The organism is Microbacterium helvum (assembly GCF_014779795.1).
GTDB lineage: Bacteria > Actinomycetota > Actinomycetes > Actinomycetales > Microbacteriaceae > Microbacterium > Microbacterium helvum.
Window position 1 is genome coordinate 82,671 of the sequence record NZ_JACXZS010000004.1, and the last position, 18,062, is coordinate 100,732.

12 protein-coding genes are annotated in these 18,062 nt (G+C 70.4%); 5 read left to right on the forward strand and 7 right to left on the reverse strand.

The features are described from left to right. Nucleotides 1-9 precede the first annotated feature (9 nt). A complete protein-coding gene (gene gatC, locus IF188_RS07375) occupies nucleotides 10-309 on the reverse strand; it encodes an Asp-tRNA(Asn)/Glu-tRNA(Gln) amidotransferase subunit GatC (RefSeq protein ID WP_191171140.1) in 300 nt (99 codons plus the stop codon). Nucleotides 310-401: 92 nt separating this feature from the next. Between gatC and IF188_RS07380 the strand changes: the two genes are divergently transcribed. Continuing rightward, nucleotides 402-2,102: a long-chain-fatty-acid--CoA ligase gene (locus tag IF188_RS07380; protein ID WP_191171141.1), complete on the forward strand. Its 1,701-nt coding sequence runs from the start codon at nucleotides 402-404 to the stop codon at nucleotides 2,100-2,102. Between the two features lie 23 nt (nucleotides 2,103-2,125). On the opposite strand, the gene IF188_RS07385 is transcribed toward IF188_RS07380, so the two are convergent. The 4 genes from IF188_RS07385 to IF188_RS07400 form a co-directional block, all read right to left on the reverse strand. Next, nucleotides 2,126-2,614 (reverse strand): DUF4262 domain-containing protein, encoded by a 489-nt coding sequence (locus IF188_RS07385; RefSeq protein WP_191171142.1) that lies wholly within the window; start codon nucleotides 2,612-2,614, stop codon nucleotides 2,126-2,128. A 93-nt stretch (nucleotides 2,615-2,707) separates the two neighbouring features. Beyond that, complete coding sequence (gene ligA / locus IF188_RS07390) at nucleotides 2,708-5,089, reverse strand: NAD-dependent DNA ligase LigA (RefSeq protein WP_191171143.1); 2,382 nt, start codon at nucleotides 5,087-5,089, stop codon at nucleotides 2,708-2,710. A 54-nt stretch (nucleotides 5,090-5,143) separates the two neighbouring features. Beyond that, complete coding sequence (mnmA, locus tag IF188_RS07395) at nucleotides 5,144-6,241, reverse strand: tRNA 2-thiouridine(34) synthase MnmA (RefSeq protein WP_191171144.1); 1,098 nt, start codon at nucleotides 6,239-6,241, stop codon at nucleotides 5,144-5,146. Nucleotides 6,242-6,250: 9 nt separating this feature from the next. Continuing rightward, complete coding sequence (locus IF188_RS07400; protein ID WP_191171145.1) at nucleotides 6,251-7,435, reverse strand: cysteine desulfurase family protein; 1,185 nt, start codon at nucleotides 7,433-7,435, stop codon at nucleotides 6,251-6,253. Nucleotides 7,436-7,539: 104 nt separating this feature from the next. Between IF188_RS07400 and glgX the strand changes: the two genes are divergently transcribed. From glgX to glgB, 3 genes are all read left to right on the forward strand, one after another. Next, nucleotides 7,540-9,624, forward strand: coding sequence for a glycogen debranching protein GlgX (gene glgX / locus IF188_RS07405; protein WP_191171146.1), 2,085 nt, complete (start codon nucleotides 7,540-7,542; stop codon nucleotides 9,622-9,624). 71 nt (nucleotides 9,625-9,695) lie between these two features. After that, complete coding sequence (locus IF188_RS07410; RefSeq protein ID WP_396652745.1) at nucleotides 9,696-11,780, forward strand: maltotransferase domain-containing protein; 2,085 nt, start codon at nucleotides 9,696-9,698, stop codon at nucleotides 11,778-11,780. Continuing rightward, entirely contained in the window at nucleotides 11,777-13,957 is a 2,181-nt protein-coding gene (gene glgB, locus IF188_RS07415; protein WP_191171147.1) for a 1,4-alpha-glucan branching protein GlgB, read from the forward strand. Before IF188_RS07410 ends, glgB begins: the two co-directional genes overlap by 4 nt. 29 nt (nucleotides 13,958-13,986) lie before the next feature. Here glgB and IF188_RS07420 read toward each other — a convergent pair whose 3' ends face one another. Together IF188_RS07420 and IF188_RS07425 are read right to left on the reverse strand one after the other, a co-directional pair. Then, nucleotides 13,987-14,940, reverse strand: a complete 954-nt coding sequence (locus IF188_RS07420) for a tetratricopeptide repeat protein (RefSeq protein WP_191171148.1) — start codon at nucleotides 14,938-14,940, stop codon at nucleotides 13,987-13,989. Beyond that, on the reverse strand, nucleotides 14,937-16,817 hold the full coding sequence (locus IF188_RS07425; protein WP_191171149.1) for a glycosyl transferase: 1,881 nt from the start codon (nucleotides 16,815-16,817) through the stop codon (nucleotides 14,937-14,939). The genes IF188_RS07420 and IF188_RS07425 overlap by 4 nt, the downstream gene beginning before the upstream one ends. Nucleotides 16,818-16,988: 171 nt before the next feature. Here IF188_RS07425 and IF188_RS07430 point away from each other — a divergent pair, with 171 nt between their 5' ends. After that, the gene (locus IF188_RS07430; protein ID WP_191171150.1) at nucleotides 16,989-18,056 is read left to right on the forward strand and encodes an AI-2E family transporter; all 1,068 of its coding nucleotides are present in this window, start codon (nucleotides 16,989-16,991) and stop codon (nucleotides 18,054-18,056) included. Nucleotides 18,057-18,062 lie beyond the last annotated feature (6 nt).

Below are 18,062 nucleotides of genomic sequence, written 5' to 3' on the forward strand. Positions count from 1 at the left end.
GAAGCCCCTCTACTGTTCTTCGCCGAGGATCGCGGTCACGCGGAAGCGGCCGTCCGCGGCATCCGGTGCGTTCTGCAGCACCTGAGCCGGAGTCAGCTGGCCACCCGCGACATCCGGACGGAACACGTTCTGGAGGGCGATCGGGTGGCTCGTCGCGGGAACGTCGGGCGTGGCGACCTCGGACACCTTGGCGATGTTGTCGACGATGACGTCGAGCTGGCCGGTGAGGCGCTCGACCTCCTCGTCGCTCAGCTGGATCCGGGCGAGCACACCGAGATGGCGCACGAGATCGGGGGTGATTTCAGACACCCGACAAGACTACCGGGGCGCGCGTGAGAGCCATCGCCCGCACGGACCCCAGGTCCGGCGATGGAAGCGCGCCCCGGCGTAGGCTGATCGCCGTGACGACATACGACCCGCCGCGCCCGTGGACCGCCAGCTATGCAGACGGCGTCCCCGAGGACCTCGCTCCCGTGACCGGCTCCCTCGTCGACATCGTCGATGCGTCGGCGAGGGACTACCCGGATGCCGCCGCCCTGCAGTTCTTCGGTCGTGAGACGTCGTACCGCTCGCTGCACGAGCAGATCGAGCGCGCCGCAGCGGGTCTGCGCGACCTCGGCGTCAAGGCCGGCGACCCGGTGGCGATCGTGCTGCCGAACTGCCCGCAGCACATCGTGGCGTTCTACGCGATCCTGCGCCTCGGCGCCGTCGTCATCGAGCACAACCCGCTGTACACGCCGCGCGAGCTGCGCAAGCAGTTCGAGGACCACGGCGCGAAGCACGCGATCGTGTGGACCAAGGTCGTGCGGACCGTCCAGGAGTTCCCCGCCGATCTCGCCCTCACGAGCCTCGTGTCGGTGGACGTCACCAAGGCCATGCCGTTCGGCACCCGCCTGGCCCTCACGCTGCCGATCGCGAAAGCGCGCGAGGCCCGCGAGGCGCTGACCGAGCGCGTGTCGGGCACCGTGCCCTGGGAGCAGGTGGTCGGCACCGCGGCGCTGCCGGCATCCCACCCGCGTCCGGCCACCGACGACCTCGCGCTGATCCAGTACACGAGCGGGACCACCGGAACGCCCAAGGGTGCCGCGCTCACCCACCGCAACCTGCTCTCGAACGCGGCGCAGGCACGGGCCTGGGTGCCGTCGATCGTGCGCGGCGACGGATGCGTCGTGTACGCGGTGCTGCCGATGTTCCATGCGTACGGGCTGACGCTGTGCCTGACGTTCGCGATGTCGATGGGCGCGCGCCTGGTGCTGTTCCCGAAGTTCGATCCCGACATGGTGCTCGAGGTGACGAAGAAGCACCCCGCCACGTTCCTGCCGCTCGTGCCGCCGATCGCGGAGCGACTGCTGCGCGCTGCTCGGGAGAAGGGCGTCTCGCTCGCCGGCACCGAGGTGGCCATCTCGGGCGCCATGGCGCTGCCCCATGAGCTGGTCATCCCGTTCGAGGCCGCCACCGGCGGCTACCTCGTCGAGGGCTACGGCCTCAGCGAATGCTCGCCTGTGCTGATGGCGAACCCCGTCGCCGACAACCGCGTGCCGGGCACGGTCGGCCTTCCGCTGCCGGGCACCGAATGCCGCGTCGTCGATCCCGACGACCCCACCAAGGACGTGCCGCGGGGTGAACGCGGCGAACTGGTCGTCCGCGGGCCGCAGGTCTTCTCGGGCTACTACGGCAAGCCCGAAGAGACCGAGTCCGTGTTCGTCGACGGCTGGTACCGCACCGGCGACATCGTCACGATCGACGAGGCCGGTTTCGTGCGCATCGTGGACCGCATCAAAGAGCTCATCATCACCGGCGGCTTCAACGTCGCGCCCACCGAGGTCGAGAACGCGCTGCGTCAGCACCCGCAGGTCGAGGATGCGGCGGTCGTCGGACTGCCGAGCGAGCACTCGGGCGAGGAGGTCGTCGCGGCCATCGTCGTGTCGTCGGGCGAAGAGATCGACGTGGAGGCCATCCGGGACTTCGCGCGCGGCATCCTCACCCCCTACAAGGTGCCCCGCCGCATCTTCGTCGTCGACGAACTGCCGAAGTCCCTCATCGGCAAGGTCTTGCGCCGGCAGGTGCGCGACCGGCTGCTCACCCTGACCACGGGTTCCTGAGCCGGGCCGCGCGACCCGCCGCCTCAGGCGTGGAACGTGCCAGGACGCGGCTGCAGCCACGCCGCCGTGTCGTAGTGGTCGTCCCACGGGAATCGGCCGTCGCGGTCGTCGTAGGTGAGCTGGAACACCGGCACGGAGTGGTCGTCCGCCCGGTCGTAGTACCGGTTGGCGGCGAACACGATCTCGCCCGGGTTGGGCACCGCTTCGACTGCGACCCGATGACGCCACCCCGCGAACGAGAGCACCTGACCCGCCCGCAGATCGTCGCCGCCGCGCACCCGCGCGGCCACGTCGTCGAGCAGCAGCGACGATGTGCGGGGGTCGAGCCCGAACACGAGCAGCTCTGGATGCCCGAGACCGAACAGGCCGATCGTGTAGGCGAACGGTGCTTCGCGCTTCGGCAGGTCGCCGAACACGTACTCGTTGCGGGTGCCGTGCGCGCGGATCGCCTGAGCTGTGCGTCGGTCCTCCTCGTCCTGCCAGAGCGACGACGGCGTGAGAGCGGTGGTCATGGGGGTCCTTTCGTCGATGGGATCGACGTTAGAACATACCTACGACACTGAGTCCGGGGCTCGACGAGACCCGCCCCCAATACCCGGCGTCGGTCAGCCGGCGTCGGGCTCCAGCGCGTCCAGCGCCGCCGGCCCCTCGGTGACGAGGATCCGGAACTGGTCGGCGTCCAGGATGCGGATGCCGAGCTCCTCGGCCTTGGCCAGCTTCGAGCCCGCACCCGGGCCCGCAGCGACGAAGTCGGTCTTCTTCGAGACGCTGGACGCCGTCTTGCCGCCCGCGCTCAGGATGGCCTCTTGCGCGCCCTCACGCGTGAAGCCCTCGAGCGATCCGGTCGCGACGACCGTGAGCCCCGCCAGCACGCCTCCGACGACGGCGGCCGCACCCGGGCCGGGGTGGCCGGGCGTCGCCCACTGCACGCCCGCACGCGTCCACTCGTCGACGATGTCGCGGTGCCAGTCCACCTCGAACCACTCGATCAGCGAATCCGCGATGATGCCGCCCACGCCTTCGACCTGGGCGAGCTGCTCGCGGTCCGCGGCCCGGATCGCGTCCAGCGATCCGAACCACTGCGCGAGCGCCCGAGCGGCCACCGGGCCGACGTGCCGGATGTTGAGCGCGACGAGCAGGCGCCAGAGCTCCTTCGTCTTCGCCTTCTCGAGCTCCGCGAGCAGCTTCACCGCCGCCTCGGACGGCAGCACCTCGCGGTAGTCCTTGCGGATGCCGGCCTTGCGCCGCTCGGCCGGGGTCAGGTGCTCCGTCCCCGGCGGGTACTGGGCCGGGCTGAGCTTCTGGAACGGTGCCCGACGCACCGGCTCCCCGGTCTCGTCGTCGACCTTCAGCTCGCCGGTCTCGGCATCGCGCACGATCACCGATATCGGCACCAGGTCGTCGAGCGAGAGCGAGAACAGCCCCGCCTCGGTCTCCAGCGGCGGGCGCGCGGGAGCCGCGGCCTGCGTCAGGGCCGCCGCCGTGACCTCGCCCAGCACCTCGATGTCGAGCGCGCCCCGTGACCCGATGTGCTCGACGCGTCCACGCACCTGGGCAGGGCACGACCGCGCGTTCGGGCAGCGCAGGTCGATGTCGCCCTCTTTGGCCGGCCGCAGCGGGAAGCCGCACTCGGGGCACTCCGCCGGCATGACGAATTCACGCTCGGTGCCGTCGCGCAGCTCCACGACGGGCCCGAGCACCTCGGGGATGACGTCGCCGGCCTTGCGCAGCACCACGGTGTCGCCGATGAGCACGCCCTTCGCCCGCACGACGTCCTGGTTGTGAAGGGTCGCCTGACGCACGACGGAACCGGCCACGCGCGCGGGCGCCATGACGGCGTACGGTGTGGCACGCCCGGTGCGGCCCACCGACACGACGATGTCGAGCAGCTTCGTGTTCACCTGCTCGGGCGGGTACTTGTACGCGATCGCCCAGCGGGGCGCACGGCTCGTCGCGCCCAGTTCGTCGTGCAGAGCGAGCTCGTCGACCTTCACGACGATGCCGTCGATCTCGTGCTCGACATCGTGCCGGTGCTCGCCGTAGTACGCGACGAAGTCGAGCACGCCGTCGATGTCGTCGGTGGTGCGGAAGTACGGGCTCGTCGGCAGCCCCCATTCGGCCAGCAGCGCGTAGGTCTCGCTCTGCGAGTCCACCGGCGGCCGGTTCCACGCGCCGATGCCGTGGACGAAGAGGCGGAGCGAGTCGAGCCGGGCCCGGCCCGCCTCGAGCTCCAGCCCCTCCTTCTTGTCGAGCTGCTGCCGAAGACCGCCCGATGCGGCGTTGCGAGGATTGGCGAACGACGGGAACCGCCGCTCGGCGCTCAGCCGCGCCTTCTCTTCGTCGAACGCGCGGCTGCGCGCCCTGGTCTCTTCGACGGCGCGGTCGCGCATGTCGGCCTGGAGGGCGTTGAGCCTCTCGAACGAGGCGACAGGGATGAACACCTCGCCGCGCACCTCGACGAGCTCGGGATGCCCCGTCCCGGCGAGTCGCTGAGGGATGCCGGCGACCCGCACGGCGTTCACCGTGACGTCTTCGCCCACACGGCCGTCGCCGCGCGTGGCGGCGGAGGTCAGCACGCCGTTCTCGTACCGGAGGCTGATCGCGAGACCGTCGATCTTGAGCTCGGTGAGCCACCGCACGCTGCGGCCGGCGCCTGCCTGGGCCTTGACGCACCACTCCCGCAGCTCTTCGGGGCTGAAGACGTTGTCGAGGCTCAGCATTCGCTCGGCGTGCTCGACGGGCGCGAACATCGAGCTCTCGGCGGCGCCGACCGTCTGGGTCGGCGAATCCTGGCCCTGCAGCTCGGGATGCAGGCGCTCCAGCTCTTCGAGCCGGTGCATCCAGCCGTCGTACGTGGCGTCGTCGACGATCTCGGCGTTGCGGCCGTAGTAGGCGTCGCGTGCGCCGATGATGCGGTCGGTCAGGTCCTGGGCTTCGGCCCGCGCGGCGTCGAGTCCGGCGTCGGCGGGGAGTGCGGCATCCGTCACCCCGCCAGTCTAGGAGGGGGCGCCGACACGCGCCGGGGGTCAGGCGCCCGGGTCTCACGCCGAGACGGGCACCGCCGAGACCGTCGTCGCGATGGTGAACTGGCCGATGACACGCGTGCCGTCGTAGAGCACGGCCGTCTGGCCCGGCGCCACGCCGTCGAAGGGGGTCTCGGGGACGACCGTCAGCCGGCCGTCGGCGAGCGTCGCCGTCGCCGGCACGGGGTCGGCGTGCGCGCGGATCTGCACGTGGCACGCGAAGTCGCCCTCGGCCTGCGGACGCCCGGCCCACGAGTACCGCTCCCCCGCGATCTCGGCCGTCGCGAGCGCCTCCTTGGGGCCAACGACGACGGTGTTCGACACCGGACGCACCTCGAGCACGAACCGGGGCTTGCCGTCGGGCGCGGGCACGCCGAGCTGCAGGCCGCGCCGCTGCCCCACGGTGAACGCGTGCGCGCCCTCGTGGGTGCCGATGACGGCCCCTGTCCGATCGACGATGTCGCCCTGCTCGGCGCCGACCTTCTCAGCCAGCCAGCCGCGCGTGTCGCCGTCGGGGATGAAGCAGATGTCGTGGCTGTCGGGCTTCTGCGCCACCGAGAGCCCGCGCTCCTTCGCCTCTGCGCGCACGAGCGCCTTCGACGGGGTCGAACCCAACGGGAAGTACGTGTGCGCGAGCTGCTCCGCATTGAGCACGCCGAGCACGTAGGACTGGTCCTTGGCGGCATCCGACGCGCGGTGGAGCTCCAGCCCCTCAGGACCGTCGACGAGCGTCGCATAGTGCCCGGTGCAGACGGCGTCGAAGCCGAGCTCGATCGCCCGTTCGAGCAGCGCTGCGAACTTGATCTTCTCGTTGCACCGCATGCACGGGTTCGGCGTGCGGCCGGCGCGGTACTCCGACACGAAGTCCTCGATGACGTCGTCGCGGAACCGCTCCGAGAAGTCCCACACGTAGAACGGGATGCCCAGGCGATCGGCCGCCCGGCGCGCGTCCATGGCGTCCTCGATCGTGCAGCAGCCGCGGCTGCCGGTGCGCAGCGTGCCGCCCGCGCGCGAGAGCGCCAGATGCACGCCGACGACCTCGTGGCCCGCCTCGACGGCCCGTGCGGCCGCGACGGCGGAATCCACTCCACCGCTCATGGCTGCCAGGATCCGCATGGTCCCAGTCTACGAAGCCCGGCCTGTGCGAGGGCCGGATGCCGCACGCGCGCGCTCCACGGCCTCGGGAAGCGCCGCCAGCGCGGCATCCACGTCCTCCGCGGTCGTGGTGCGGCCGAGGGTGAATCGCAGCACCTGACGAGCCTCGGCGTCGCTGCGTCCGAGCGCCAGCACGACGTGCGACGGCTCGGGCACACCGGCCTGGCACGCCGAGCCCGTCGACACAGCGATACCTGCCCGATCGAGCAGGAACAGCAGTGTCTCGCCCGAAGCGCCGGGGAACAGCACGTGGGCGTTGCCCGGCACGCGGTCGACGGGATCGCCGAGCAGCTGCGCCCCGGGGATGGTCGCACGGATGCCGCCCACCAGGCGCTCCCGCAGTCCGATGAGCCGGGCGGCCTCGGCCTCGCGCTCGGCCTCGGCCAGCTCGGCGGCCACCGCGAAGGCCGCGGCGCCGGCGACGTCCTGGGTGCCGGCGCGAAGACGACGCTGCTGCGCTCCACCGTGGACGAGTGCGGACAACTCGGCCGTGCGCGACACTACGAGGGCGCCGACGCCGGCCGGCCCGCCGATCTTGTGGGCCGACACGCTCAGCGCCACGAGTCCGGTGCGTCCCTGCGCGCCCCCGCGCCAGGAGCGGAACGTGACGGGCAGATGGCCGAAGGCCGCGACGGCGTCGAGGTGCAGCGGCACAGCGGCGGCCGCCGCGGCCTGCGCCAGTCCCGCCGCGTCGTTGACCGTGCCGACCTCGTTGTTGGCGACCAGCGCCGTGGCCAGCGCCGAGCCGGGCAGTGCACGCGAGAAGGTCTCCACAGGGATCCGGCCGACGGCGTCGAGAGCCACATGACGCACCCCGGCACCCTGCGCCTGCAGCCATTCGACCGCGTCGAGCGTCGCGTGGTGCTCGCCGTCGGGCAGCGCGACCGCATCGGTCGAGGCCGCGCGCGCCCACCACAGTCCCTTGATCGCCAGGTTCACTGCCTCGGTGCCGCCGGAGGTGAAGACGACCTCGATGGGGTCGGCGTCGAGTACCGCCGCCAGACGCTCCCGCGCCTCTTCGAGGGTGCGCCGAGCGTCCTGTCCGGCGCCGTGGATCGAGGACGCGTTGCCGACCTCGGACGCCGCCGCCACCCAGGCGTCACGCGCCTCGGGGCGCAGCGGCGCGGTCGCCGCGTGGTCGAGGTAGACGGGCACCCGGCATCCCTCCGCTCACGTCCGTTCGATCGCACCGAGTGCCGTGGCCTGCGGGACGCGGTCCCGTAACGCCACCGACTCGGACCATGGTTATCGTAGTCCGCATGGTGAGCCCGGAGACCGTCGTCACTCATCCCGCCGCGGGTCTGCTCAGTGCCGGACTGGACGGGCTGGGCATCGAGCTCGTGCCGGGCGGTGCCCGCCTGCGCGTGTGGTCGGGGGCCGCCGACGCGGTCGAGCTCGTGGTGTTCGACGACACGGATCTGGACTGGATCACCGCCACCGAGCCGCTCTCGCCGGCAGGCGACGGCGTGTGGGAGATCACCTCGTCGCTGCTGCGTCCCGGGACGCCGTACGCGATACGGGTGGACGGGCCGCAGGGCGCCGGCAACACCTTCAACCGCGGGACGCTGCTGCTCGAGCCGTATACGAAAGGGCTCGTGCGCACCGGTTACGACGGCTGGCGCTCGGTCGTCGTCGAGGGGTCGTTCGACTGGGGCGCGTCGCGCAAGCCGGCCATCCCGCTCGATCGCACCGTGCTGTACGAAGGCCACGTGAAGGGCATGTCGAAGCGTCATCCCGAGCTGCCCGGGGCGCTGCGCGGCACGTACGCGGGGCTCGCGCATCCGGCGATGGTCCAGCACTTCCTCGACCTCGGGGTGACGAGCATCGAGCTGCTGCCCGTGCACGCGTTCGCCACAGAGCCCCGACTGCTGCAGCACGGCCTGGCCAACTACTGGGGCTACAACACCCTCAACTTCTTCACGCCGCACACCGCGTATGCGACGGAAGAGGCGCGCAGGCAGGGGCCGGAGGCCGTGCTGCGCGAGTTCAAGGGAATGGTGAAGCTGCTGCACGAGGCGGGGCTGGAGGTCATCCTCGACGTCGTCTACAACCACACGGCGGAAGAAGGGCTGGGCGGACCGCGGTCGAGTCTTCGCGGCATCGACAACCGGGCCTACTACCGCCAGCAGGACGACGGCGCCTACATCGACGTCACCGGGTGCGGCAACTCGCTCGACACGTCCACCGATGCCGCCGCCCGCCTCGTACTCGACTCGCTGCGCTACTGGTCCGACGAGGTGCAGATCGACGGCTTCCGCTTCGATCTCGCCGTGACGCTCGGCCGCGACGCGACGCATGAGTTCACGGCGCAGCATCCCCTCCTCCGTGCGATCATCGACGACCCCGCGCTGGCCGACGTCAAGAAGATCGCCGAGCCCTGGGACGTCGGCATGGGCGGCTGGCAGACGGGCGGCTTCGGCGACGGCTGGAGCGAGTGGAACGACCGCTACCGCGACCGCGTCCGCAACTTCTGGCTGAGCGACGTCGACTACGCCCGCCGTGCGAACGTGTCGCCGGTCGGGATCGGCGGACTCGCGCACCGGCTGGCCGGCTCGGCGAACACCTTCGACGAGGCGCGCGGACCGCTCGCGGGCATCAACTTCGTCACCGCGCACGACGGGTTCACGCTGCGCGACCTGGTCTCGTACGACGTCAAGCACAACCACGCCAACGGTGAGCACGGCCGCGACGGGGCCGACACCAACCGGTCCTTCAACCACGGCCTCGAGGGCCGCACCGGCGACCCGGCGATCCTCGCGACGCGGCGCAAGGCCATGCGCAATCTGATCGGCACGCTGCTGCTGTCGGCCGGGGTGCCCATGATCACGGCGGGCGACGAGTACGCGCGCACCCAGAACGGCAACAACAACGCCTACTGCCACGACTCCGACCTGACCTGGCTGCGCTGGGAGCACACGCCCTGGCAGCAGGACCTCTACGCCCACGTGCGGCATCTGCTGCGGCTGCGGCGAGAGAACCCCGCGCTGCGCCCGAGCCGGTTCGCGCGGCTCGGCGAGCACACGCCGTCCGCGTCGCTGATGGAGTGGTACGACGAGCACGGCGAGACCATGTCGATCGAGCGCTGGACCGACCCCTCGCACCGCACGCTGCAGTATGTCGCGGCCTCCACCCCCGAATTCGAGGACTTCAACCGGATCCTGCTCATGATCCACGGCACCGAGCGCCCCATCGACGTCACCCTTCCCGACGCCGACGGCGTGACCCGATACGTCTCGCTGTGGTCGAGCGCCGACGAGACACCCTCGGCAGACGGTGCCGTGTACGCCCCGGGAGACGTCGTGTCGCTCACGGGCACCTCGATGCACCTGTTCCGCGCCGAGTGACAGCACGCTTCGGTCACGTCGGTGACGCCAGCGCGCTGTCTTCCTGGCGACGGGGACGGTAGGTTCGAGACGTGGTCACGACGACGCGCTCCGCGCGCTCCCGCCCGTGGCGGAGCGCCTCGGCCCTCCCTGTCCGCGATGCCCGCGCCTGGCAGCCCGACCCCGACACGGTCGCCCGCCGGATACCGCTGGCCCAGCCGTTCCCGGCGGTGCCCTGGGGCGACTACCGGCCCACCGGGTACGAGGGCGAGGTGGTGCCGTTCCGCGTCACCGCGTTCCGCGAGGGGCACGACCGCATCGGGGTGCAGCTGCGGCTCTTCTCCCCCTCGGGCGACGAATCGCTGCACCGGCTCGCGCCGCTCGAGGACGGCTTCGACCGCTGGCAGACGCAGGTCGCCTTGCTCGAGCAAGGGGTCTGGCGCTTCCGGTTCGAATCCTTCGGCGACGACTTCGCGACCTGGCACCACGCGGCATCCGTCAAGATCGCGGCGGGGGTGGATGCTGCCCTCATGCGTGAGCTCGGCGCGCTGCTGTTCGAGCGCGCCGGTGCCGAGAAGGGCCGGCCTGCGGCCGAGAGGAAGGCGCTCGCGGTGGCGGCGGCATCCCTCCGCGACGCGGACCTCGACGACGACGGCGCGCTCACGGTCGTCGATGACCCCTCGCTGGCGGCGTACTTCCGCCAGCGGCCCGTGATGTCGCTCGTGACGCTCGGCGCCGACCTCGAGCTGCTCGTCGAGCGGGAGCGCGCCGGTGTGGGCGCCTGGTACGAGTTCTTCCCGCGCTCGGAGGGTGCGAGGCGGCTCAAGGACGGGACGATCAAGAGCGGCACGTTCCGCACCGCTGCCAGACGGCTGCCCGCGGTGGCGCAGATGGGCTTCGACGTCGTCTACCTGCCGCCCATCCACCCCATCGGCACGCTCAATCGCAAGGGACCGAACAACACGCTCGACGCGGGTCCCGGCGACCCCGGCTCGCCGTGGGCGATCGGGTCCGCGGCCGGCGGCCATGACGCGGTGCATCCGGACCTCGGCACGCTCGCGGACTTCCGTGCGTTCGTGCGCGCCGCGCGCGGCGAAGGGCTGGAGATCGCGCTCGACCTCGCGCTTCAGGCGGCGCCCGATCATCCGTGGGTCGCCGAGCACCCGGAGTGGTTCACGACGCTGCCGGACGGATCGATCGCCTACGCCGAGAACCCCCCGAAGAAGTACCAGGACATCTACCCGGTCAACTTCGACAACGACCCTGTCGGCATCCGCGCGGAGGTGCTTAGGGTCGTGCGCCACTGGATCTCACAGGGCGTGCGCATCTTCCGCGTGGACAACCCGCACACCAAGCCCCTGCAGTTCTGGGAATGGCTGATCCGCACGGTCACCGACGAGACGCCCGACGTCGTCTTCCTCGCCGAGGCCTTCACACGCCCCGCGCCGATGCAGAGCCTCGCGGCGGCGGGCTTCCAGCAGAGCTACACCTACTTCACGTGGCGCAACACCAAGGCCGAGCTCGAAGAGTTCCTCACGGGGCTCTCGCACTCCACCGACGCGTTCCTGCGGCCGAACCTGTTCGTCAACACGCCCGACATCCTCACCGAGTACCTGCAGTTCGGCGGTCGGCCCGCCTATCGCATCCGGGCCGCGATCGCGGCGACGGCGGCGCCCACCTACGGCGTCTACGCGGGCTACGAGCTGTACGAGAACGTCGCTCGACCGGGGTCGGAAGAGAACATCGACAACGAGAAGTACGAGTACAAGCTGCGCGACTGGGCGGGCGCGATCGAGCGCGGCGACTCGCTCGCCCCGTACCTGGCGAAGCTCAACGCCATCCGCAGCGCGCACCCCGCGCTGCGTCAGCTGCGCAACCTCAGCGTGCACTGGAGCGACGACGACGCGATCCTCGTCTACGTCAAGCACCTCGACGCCGCGCTCTCCCCCGACGGCCGCAACGACACCGTGATCGTCGTCGTCAACACCGATCCGCATTCGGTGCGCCAGACGATGGTCCACCTCGACACCCGCGTATGGGGTGTCGAACCCGGCACGCCCTACGAGGTCGAGGATCTCGTGACGGGCGCCCGCTGGACGTGGGCCGAGCACAACTACGTCATGCTCGACGCGTTCACCGAGCCGGTCCACATCCTGCACGTGAAGGAGTCCCGATGACGACACCCTCCGACCAGCTCCTCGACGCCGTCGCCGCCGGCACTCACCACGACCCGCACGCCGTGCTCGGCATCCACCCCGATACCGATGCGGAGGGCACCGCCACCTGGACGATCCGGGCCCGGCGTCCGCTGGCACGCAGCGTCACGGCGGTCTTCGACGACGGCACCCGCGTCCCGCTCGAGCACGTGCGCTCGGGCATCTGGGAGGGCACCCGAGCCGGTGCCCGCATCGCATACGAACTCACGGCGACCTATCCCCAGGGCCCCGACTACGTGGCGGACGACCCCTACCGGCATGAGCCGACGATCGGCGAGCTCGACCTGCACCTCATCGGCGAGGGCCGCCACGAAGAGCTGTGGCGCGTGCTCGGCTCGCACGTGCGCGAGGATGACGGCAGCTCCGGGGTCTCGTTCGCGGTGTGGGCTCCCAACGCCCGCGCCGTGCGGGTCGTCGGCGACTTCAACGGATGGGACGGCCAGGGCCACGCGATGCGGTCGATGGGCGCCAGCGGCGTGTGGGAGCTGTTCATCCCGGGCCTCGGCCCCGGGACCGCGTACAAGTTCGAGATCCGCGGACGCGCCGGCGACTGGATGCTCAAGGCGGACCCGATGGCGCGCCTGGCCGAGGTTCCGCCCGCGACGGCGTCCGTGGTGGTCCACGCCTCGCACGCATGGGGCGACGGCGCGTGGCTCGCGGCTCGTGCGCAGAGCGCTCCGGTGTCGAAGCCGATGTCGGTCTACGAGCTGCACTTCGGCTCCTGGCGGCAGGGACTGACGTACCGGGATGCCGCCGACCAGATCATCGAGTACGTCGCGGCGCACGGGTTCACGCATGTGGAGTTCCTGCCGCTGGCCGAGCACCCGTTCGGCGGCTCGTGGGGCTACCAGGTCACCGGCTACTACGCGCCGACGAGCCGCTACGGCCACCCCGACGATCTGCGATACCTCATCGACCGGCTGCACCAGGCGGGCGTCGGCGTGATCATGGACTGGGTCCCGGGGCACTTCCCGAAGGACGCGTTCGCTCTGGCCCGCTTCGACGGCGAGCCGCTCTACGAACACCCCGATCCCCGGCGCGGCGAGCACAGGGACTGGGGCACGTACATCTTCGACTACGGCCGCAACGAGGTGCGCAACTTCCTCGTCGCGAACGCGCTGTACTGGTTCGAGGAGTTCCACGTCGACGGTCTGAGAGTGGATGCCGTCGCCTCGATGCTCTACCTGGACTACTCCCGCAGCGACGGCGAGTGGGAGCCGAACATCCACGGCGGGCGCGAGAACCTGGAGGCGATCCGCTTCCTGCAGGAGGTCAACGCCACCGCCTACAAGCGCTACCCCGGCATCGCGATGATCGCGGAGGAGTCGACCAGCTTCCCCGGTGTGACCGCCCCCACGAGCCAGGCCGGACTCGGCTTCGGCTTCAAGTGGAACATGGGGTGGATGAACGACTCGCTCGAGTACATCAAACGGGATCCGATCCACCGGTCGCACCATGAAGGCGAACTGTCGTTCTCGTTCGTCTACGCGTTCAGCGAGAACTACGTGCTGCCCATCAGCCACGACGAGGTCGTGCACGGCAAGGGCAGCCTGTTCGGGCGCATGCCGGGCGATCATTGGCAGAAGCTCGCGAACATGCGTGCGTTCCTGGCTTACATGTGGGGGCACCCGGGCAAGCAACTGCTGTTCATGGGCCAGGAGTTCGGCCAGCTGTCGGAGTGGTCCGAGGCCCGCTCGCTCGACTGGTGGCTGCTCGACCAGCCCAGCCATGCCGAGCTGCTGGGCTTCGTGGGCGCGCTGAACCGCGTCTATCGCGAGAACTCGCCGATGTGGTCACGCGACAGCGACGGTGCGGCGTTCACGCGTCTGGGAGCGCCCACGTGGAACCCGAACGTCATCGCCTTCGCGCGACGCGACTGGCACGGCAACACCGTGGTGGTCGCCGCGAACTTCTCGGGGACTCCGCTGCCGGCGTACGAGCTCGATCTTCCCGAGAGCGGCGTCTGGCACGAGATCCTGAACACCGATTCGCACGCGTACGGCGGGTCCGGTGTCGGCAACCTCGGCGTGGTGCACGCCGGCGAGGGTGGCCGGGCCACGCTCGTGCTGCCGCCACTGGGGGTGCTCTGGCTGCGCCACGAGACACCTGCGCACGTGCCTTCGCCCACCAAGGGCTGAGCTCGGCGCTGCCGGACAGTCCGCGATGCTCAGAAGAGCAGGGACGCGAGCCGCGCGCGGGCGGACGCGACGCGCGGGTCGGCGTCGCCGACCAGCGCGAACAGCTCCAGCAGACGCTCGCGCACCGGTCCGCAGTCGTCCGCGGGAAGCTGAGCGAAGAGATCGAGCAGGCGACCGAACGCGTCGTCGACATGTCCGCCCGCGAGGTCGAGGTCGGCGACCGCCAGCTGCGCGGGCACATCGGTCGGCGCGGCCGCCGCGGCGGCCCGGGCCTCCTGCAGATCGAGGCCCTGCACACGATCGAGCAGACGCACCTGCCCGAGGCCGGCGCGCGCTTCCTCGTCTCGCGGATTCTCCGCCAGCGCCTTCTCGTACGCGATGACGGCGCGGGCGTAATCGCCGGCCTCGATGGCGTCGTAGGCTTCGGCGTGGAGCGGTGGCAGCGGCGCCTCTTCGGGCTCGGACGGTGCTGCAGGTGCCTGTCCGTCAACGACGGCCGTGCCCGTGACGCCGTTCTGCGCCGCGACCTGAAGCAGCTGGGCGAACACGTCGCGCACCTGCTGCTCAGGCACGGCGCCGGTGAACAGCGGCACCGGCTGGCCCGCCACGAGCGCCACGACCATCGGGATCGACTGGGCGCGGAACGCCTGCGACAGCTGCGGGTTCGCGTCGACGTCGACCTTGGCGAGAACGAGGCGACCGCCCAGCTCGGCGACGACCCGCTCGAGGACGGGGCTCAGCTGCTTGCACGGGCCGCACCACTCCGCCCAGAGGTCCACGACGATGGGCACGCTGCGCGAGAGCTCGAGCACCTGCGGGAATGTGTCGTCGGTGACGTCCAGAACAAGCGAGGGCACGGCGACAGCCGCACCCTCCGGGGCGGGAGCCGCTGAGTCGCCGGATGCACCGGGTGCGGGGCGATTGCGCAGCGACGACAGGTCGACCGCGCCGCGGACCGCGGCGCCGAGGGAGGGATCGCTCAAGGGATGACCTTCGCTTCGAGGATGGCGGACGAATACCCGAGGAGTCGGATCTTCTCATTCGATTCTGGCCCGGGGACGTAGAAGAACACCTGGTCGCTGTAGGTGGTCGTGGTTCCGGTCGCGGACTGCGTCGCACCCGCCAGCGCTGCCACGGTGGCGTTGTTCGTGATCACCGCGTCGGCGTTGGTCGGGGTCGCGGTATCGGTCTCGTCGATGTTCACGGCCACGATGGCACCGCTCTCGACCGTCTGCAGCGCGAACGGGGGCTGCACACCGGCGGTGGCCTTGAACGCGAGGGTTCCGGTCTGGGCGGTGGTCATCGCCGTCTGGTTGAACTCTGCCAGGCGTCGCTCGCGGTCAGCCGCGATGCTCGTGCGGAGCTGGTCGCCGTCCGCCTCGAACAGCGAGTAGTACTCGCTCGCTTCGCCGTTGTCGATGATGTCTGCGTAGGCGGCCGCGACGTCCTGGGGAGCGAGCGTCAGGAACGGCGAGTCGGGCTCGACCTGCGCGGCGCCGATGTAGGTGGGCGCCAGTTTCGGCAGCGTCGTGGACGCCTCGAGGTTGGCGATGTACGACAGCCGGTAGTCCGACCACGGGTCCGCCTGGGACATCACCATGATGCTCGAGGTCTTCGACTCCTCGTCGGCGCCGACCACGATCACCGAGCGGGGCCAGTCGTCGTACGCCTGAGGCAGGATGACGCTGAGCGGCTTGGCGTGGATCGGCTCCGGCACCTTGTAGTCGGCGATCTGCGAGCGGAGCTTGTAGTTGGTGTCGCGAGCCGCGAGCGCCGCGCCCGACATCCGCGTCTCGGCGAGGTCGCCGTCCATCGCCGCGTCGGCGTCGGCCACGGTGGCGGCGATGCGGGTGAGGATGCGCTCTGCCTGAGCCTTCGTGACAGCCGGCGCCTGCTGCCCCTTGGGAGCGATCACGCTCGCCGACGGACTCGGCGTCGGCGATGAGCCGAACTGGGGCCACGCGTCAGCCGAGCATCCGCTGAACAGCAGCGCGGAGACCGCCACAACAGGAACGACGGCGAACGCGCGTCGGCCGCTCGCGACGGCACGCCTCGTCGGCGGCTGGCTGCTGATCACGCCCTTGTCGGCATCGTCGATCGTCGAGATGTCGATCGGCTCGGTCACCGGGAGCGGGAGGCCCTTGCGACGGGGACCGCGACGCCGGCGCACGTGACGGATCCCCAGGATGTACAGGAAGACGCCGATGGCCATCAGGATGCCGCCGACGACGATGAGGGGGCCGGCCCAGGGGGTCGACGTCTGCAGCGGCCACGTGACCGTGACCTTGCTGGGGGCCGGAGCGGTGCCGTCGGCGGCGACCAGGACGCTCATGCCCTCGGGGAGCTGCAGCGGGGCGATCAGCAGATCCGTCTGCGCGTACTCGTCGAGCCACAGGTCTGAGCCGGCGGGGTTGCGCCCCGCCACGGCGGCGTCAGCGCCCTCGGCGGGAGCAACGGCATCGCCGGCCGCGGCCGGGTCGGTGGTCGCAGCAGGGTCGGTGGTCGCAGCAGGGTCGGCCGGTTCGGGCTCGGTGGGCTCGGGCTCTACGAACGTCGTCTTGATCTTGCCGTTCTTGCCTACCGTCACCCGGTTGTAGGTCGCGTCGGCGAGCCAGTCCTGCATGTCGGAGGTCCGGCCGTACGACGCGAAGAGCTCGCCGTCGCCTTGTGCGCGGAGCGTCTGCGTGCCCGGCATCTGGTTCAGCACGGCGCCGTCGATCAGCATGTAGGGAGCCTCGTCTGCAGCCGAGATCGCCGCCGTCTCGGACTTGGGTCCCTCGAAGATCGTCCGTTGGGCGATGCCCGCACCGATCATCACGGTGGCGAGCACGAACGCAGCCACGGCCCACACGAAACGCACGAAGAAACCCTTTCCCGGGCGCACGGAGGCGTGCGGCCCTTCGATTCGACAGTTCAGACTAGCGAAAACGACCTGGGAGGCGCGTGGGAGGGTGCCGTTCCCGAGCCGGACGTCGCCGATGCGTATCCTGGGCGGACACCTATCGGCGACGCTGATCCAGAGGGGACCTCGATGAAGATCCACAACCCGTTCCGCACGGCGTTGCTCGCGACCCTCGGCGTCGGCCTGGGCCTGCTGCTCATCGGGAGCATCCAGAATCTGCAGACGATCCTGCTCTACGTCGGCACGGCGCTGTTCCTGTCGCTGGGCCTCGATCCGATCGTCGCATGGCTGGAACGTCGCAAGCTTCCGCGCTGGGCGGCCGTGCTGATCACGATCCTCGGCGTGCTCGCCGCATTCGCGGGGATCGTCGTCATGGTGATCCCGATCATCGTCCAGCAGATCGGGCAGCTGGTCAGCGCGATCCAGGACCTCGCCGAGCAGGGCATGTTCGACGACCCCGTCGGAGCCATCCAGGACTGGCTGCACACGGTGTTCCCGGCGCTGAACGTCGACGAGGTGTGGGGCTACATCGAGGACTGGTACGCGTCGCTGGATGTCGGCGCGATCGGCTCCGAGGTCGGCAGCAGCATCATCGCCATCGTGGGGTCCATCATCGGCGGCTTCGCCGGCGCCTTCATCGTGCTGATCCTCACCATCTACTTCACCGCCTCGACGCCCACCCTGAAGCGCTCGATGTATCAGCTCGTGCCGGCATCGAAGCGCGCCCGGTTCATGGACCTCGGCGAGCAGATCACCGACTCGGTCGGCTACTACGTCATCGGGCAGGTGACGCTCGGCGTCATCAACGGCGTCCTGAGCGCCATCTTCCTGTCGATCATCAAGGCGCCCTTCCCCGCCGTGCTCGCCGTCATCGCCTTCTTCTTCTCATTGATCCCGCTCGTCGGCACCCTGACGGGGTCGACCATCATCGTCCTGCTCTGCCTCGTCATCGGCTCGCCGACGACGGCGCTCGTCGCGGCGATCTACTACCTCGTCTACATGCAGATCGAGGCTTACGTGATCTCGCCGCGCATCATGGGTCGCGCCGTATCGGTGCCGGGGGCCGTCGTCGTGATCGCCGCGCTCGCCGGCGGATCGCTCCTCGGGCTCCTCGGTGCGCTGGTCGCGATCCCCGTGGCCGCCAGCATCCTGATCATCTTCCGTCAGGTCGTCATCCCGCGACAGAACGAGCGCTGAGAAGGG

What these genes read in the sequence shown, in the direction of transcription:
- IF188_RS07385 (WP_191171142.1), bottom strand. Translation starts at nt 2,614, where the DNA reads ATGACCACCGCTCTCACGCCGTCGTCGCTCTGGCAGGACGAGGAGGAC.
- mnmA (WP_191171144.1), bottom strand. Translation starts at nt 6,241, where the DNA reads ATGCGGATCCTGGCAGCCATGAGCGGTGGAGTGGATTCCGCCGTCGCG.
- glgX (WP_191171146.1), top strand. Translation starts at nt 7,540, where the DNA reads ATGGTGAGCCCGGAGACCGTCGTCACTCATCCCGCCGCGGGTCTGCTC.
- glgB (WP_191171147.1), top strand. Translation starts at nt 11,777, where the DNA reads ATGACGACACCCTCCGACCAGCTCCTCGACGCCGTCGCCGCCGGCACT.
- IF188_RS07430 (WP_191171150.1), top strand. Translation starts at nt 16,989, where the DNA reads ATGAAGATCCACAACCCGTTCCGCACGGCGTTGCTCGCGACCCTCGGC.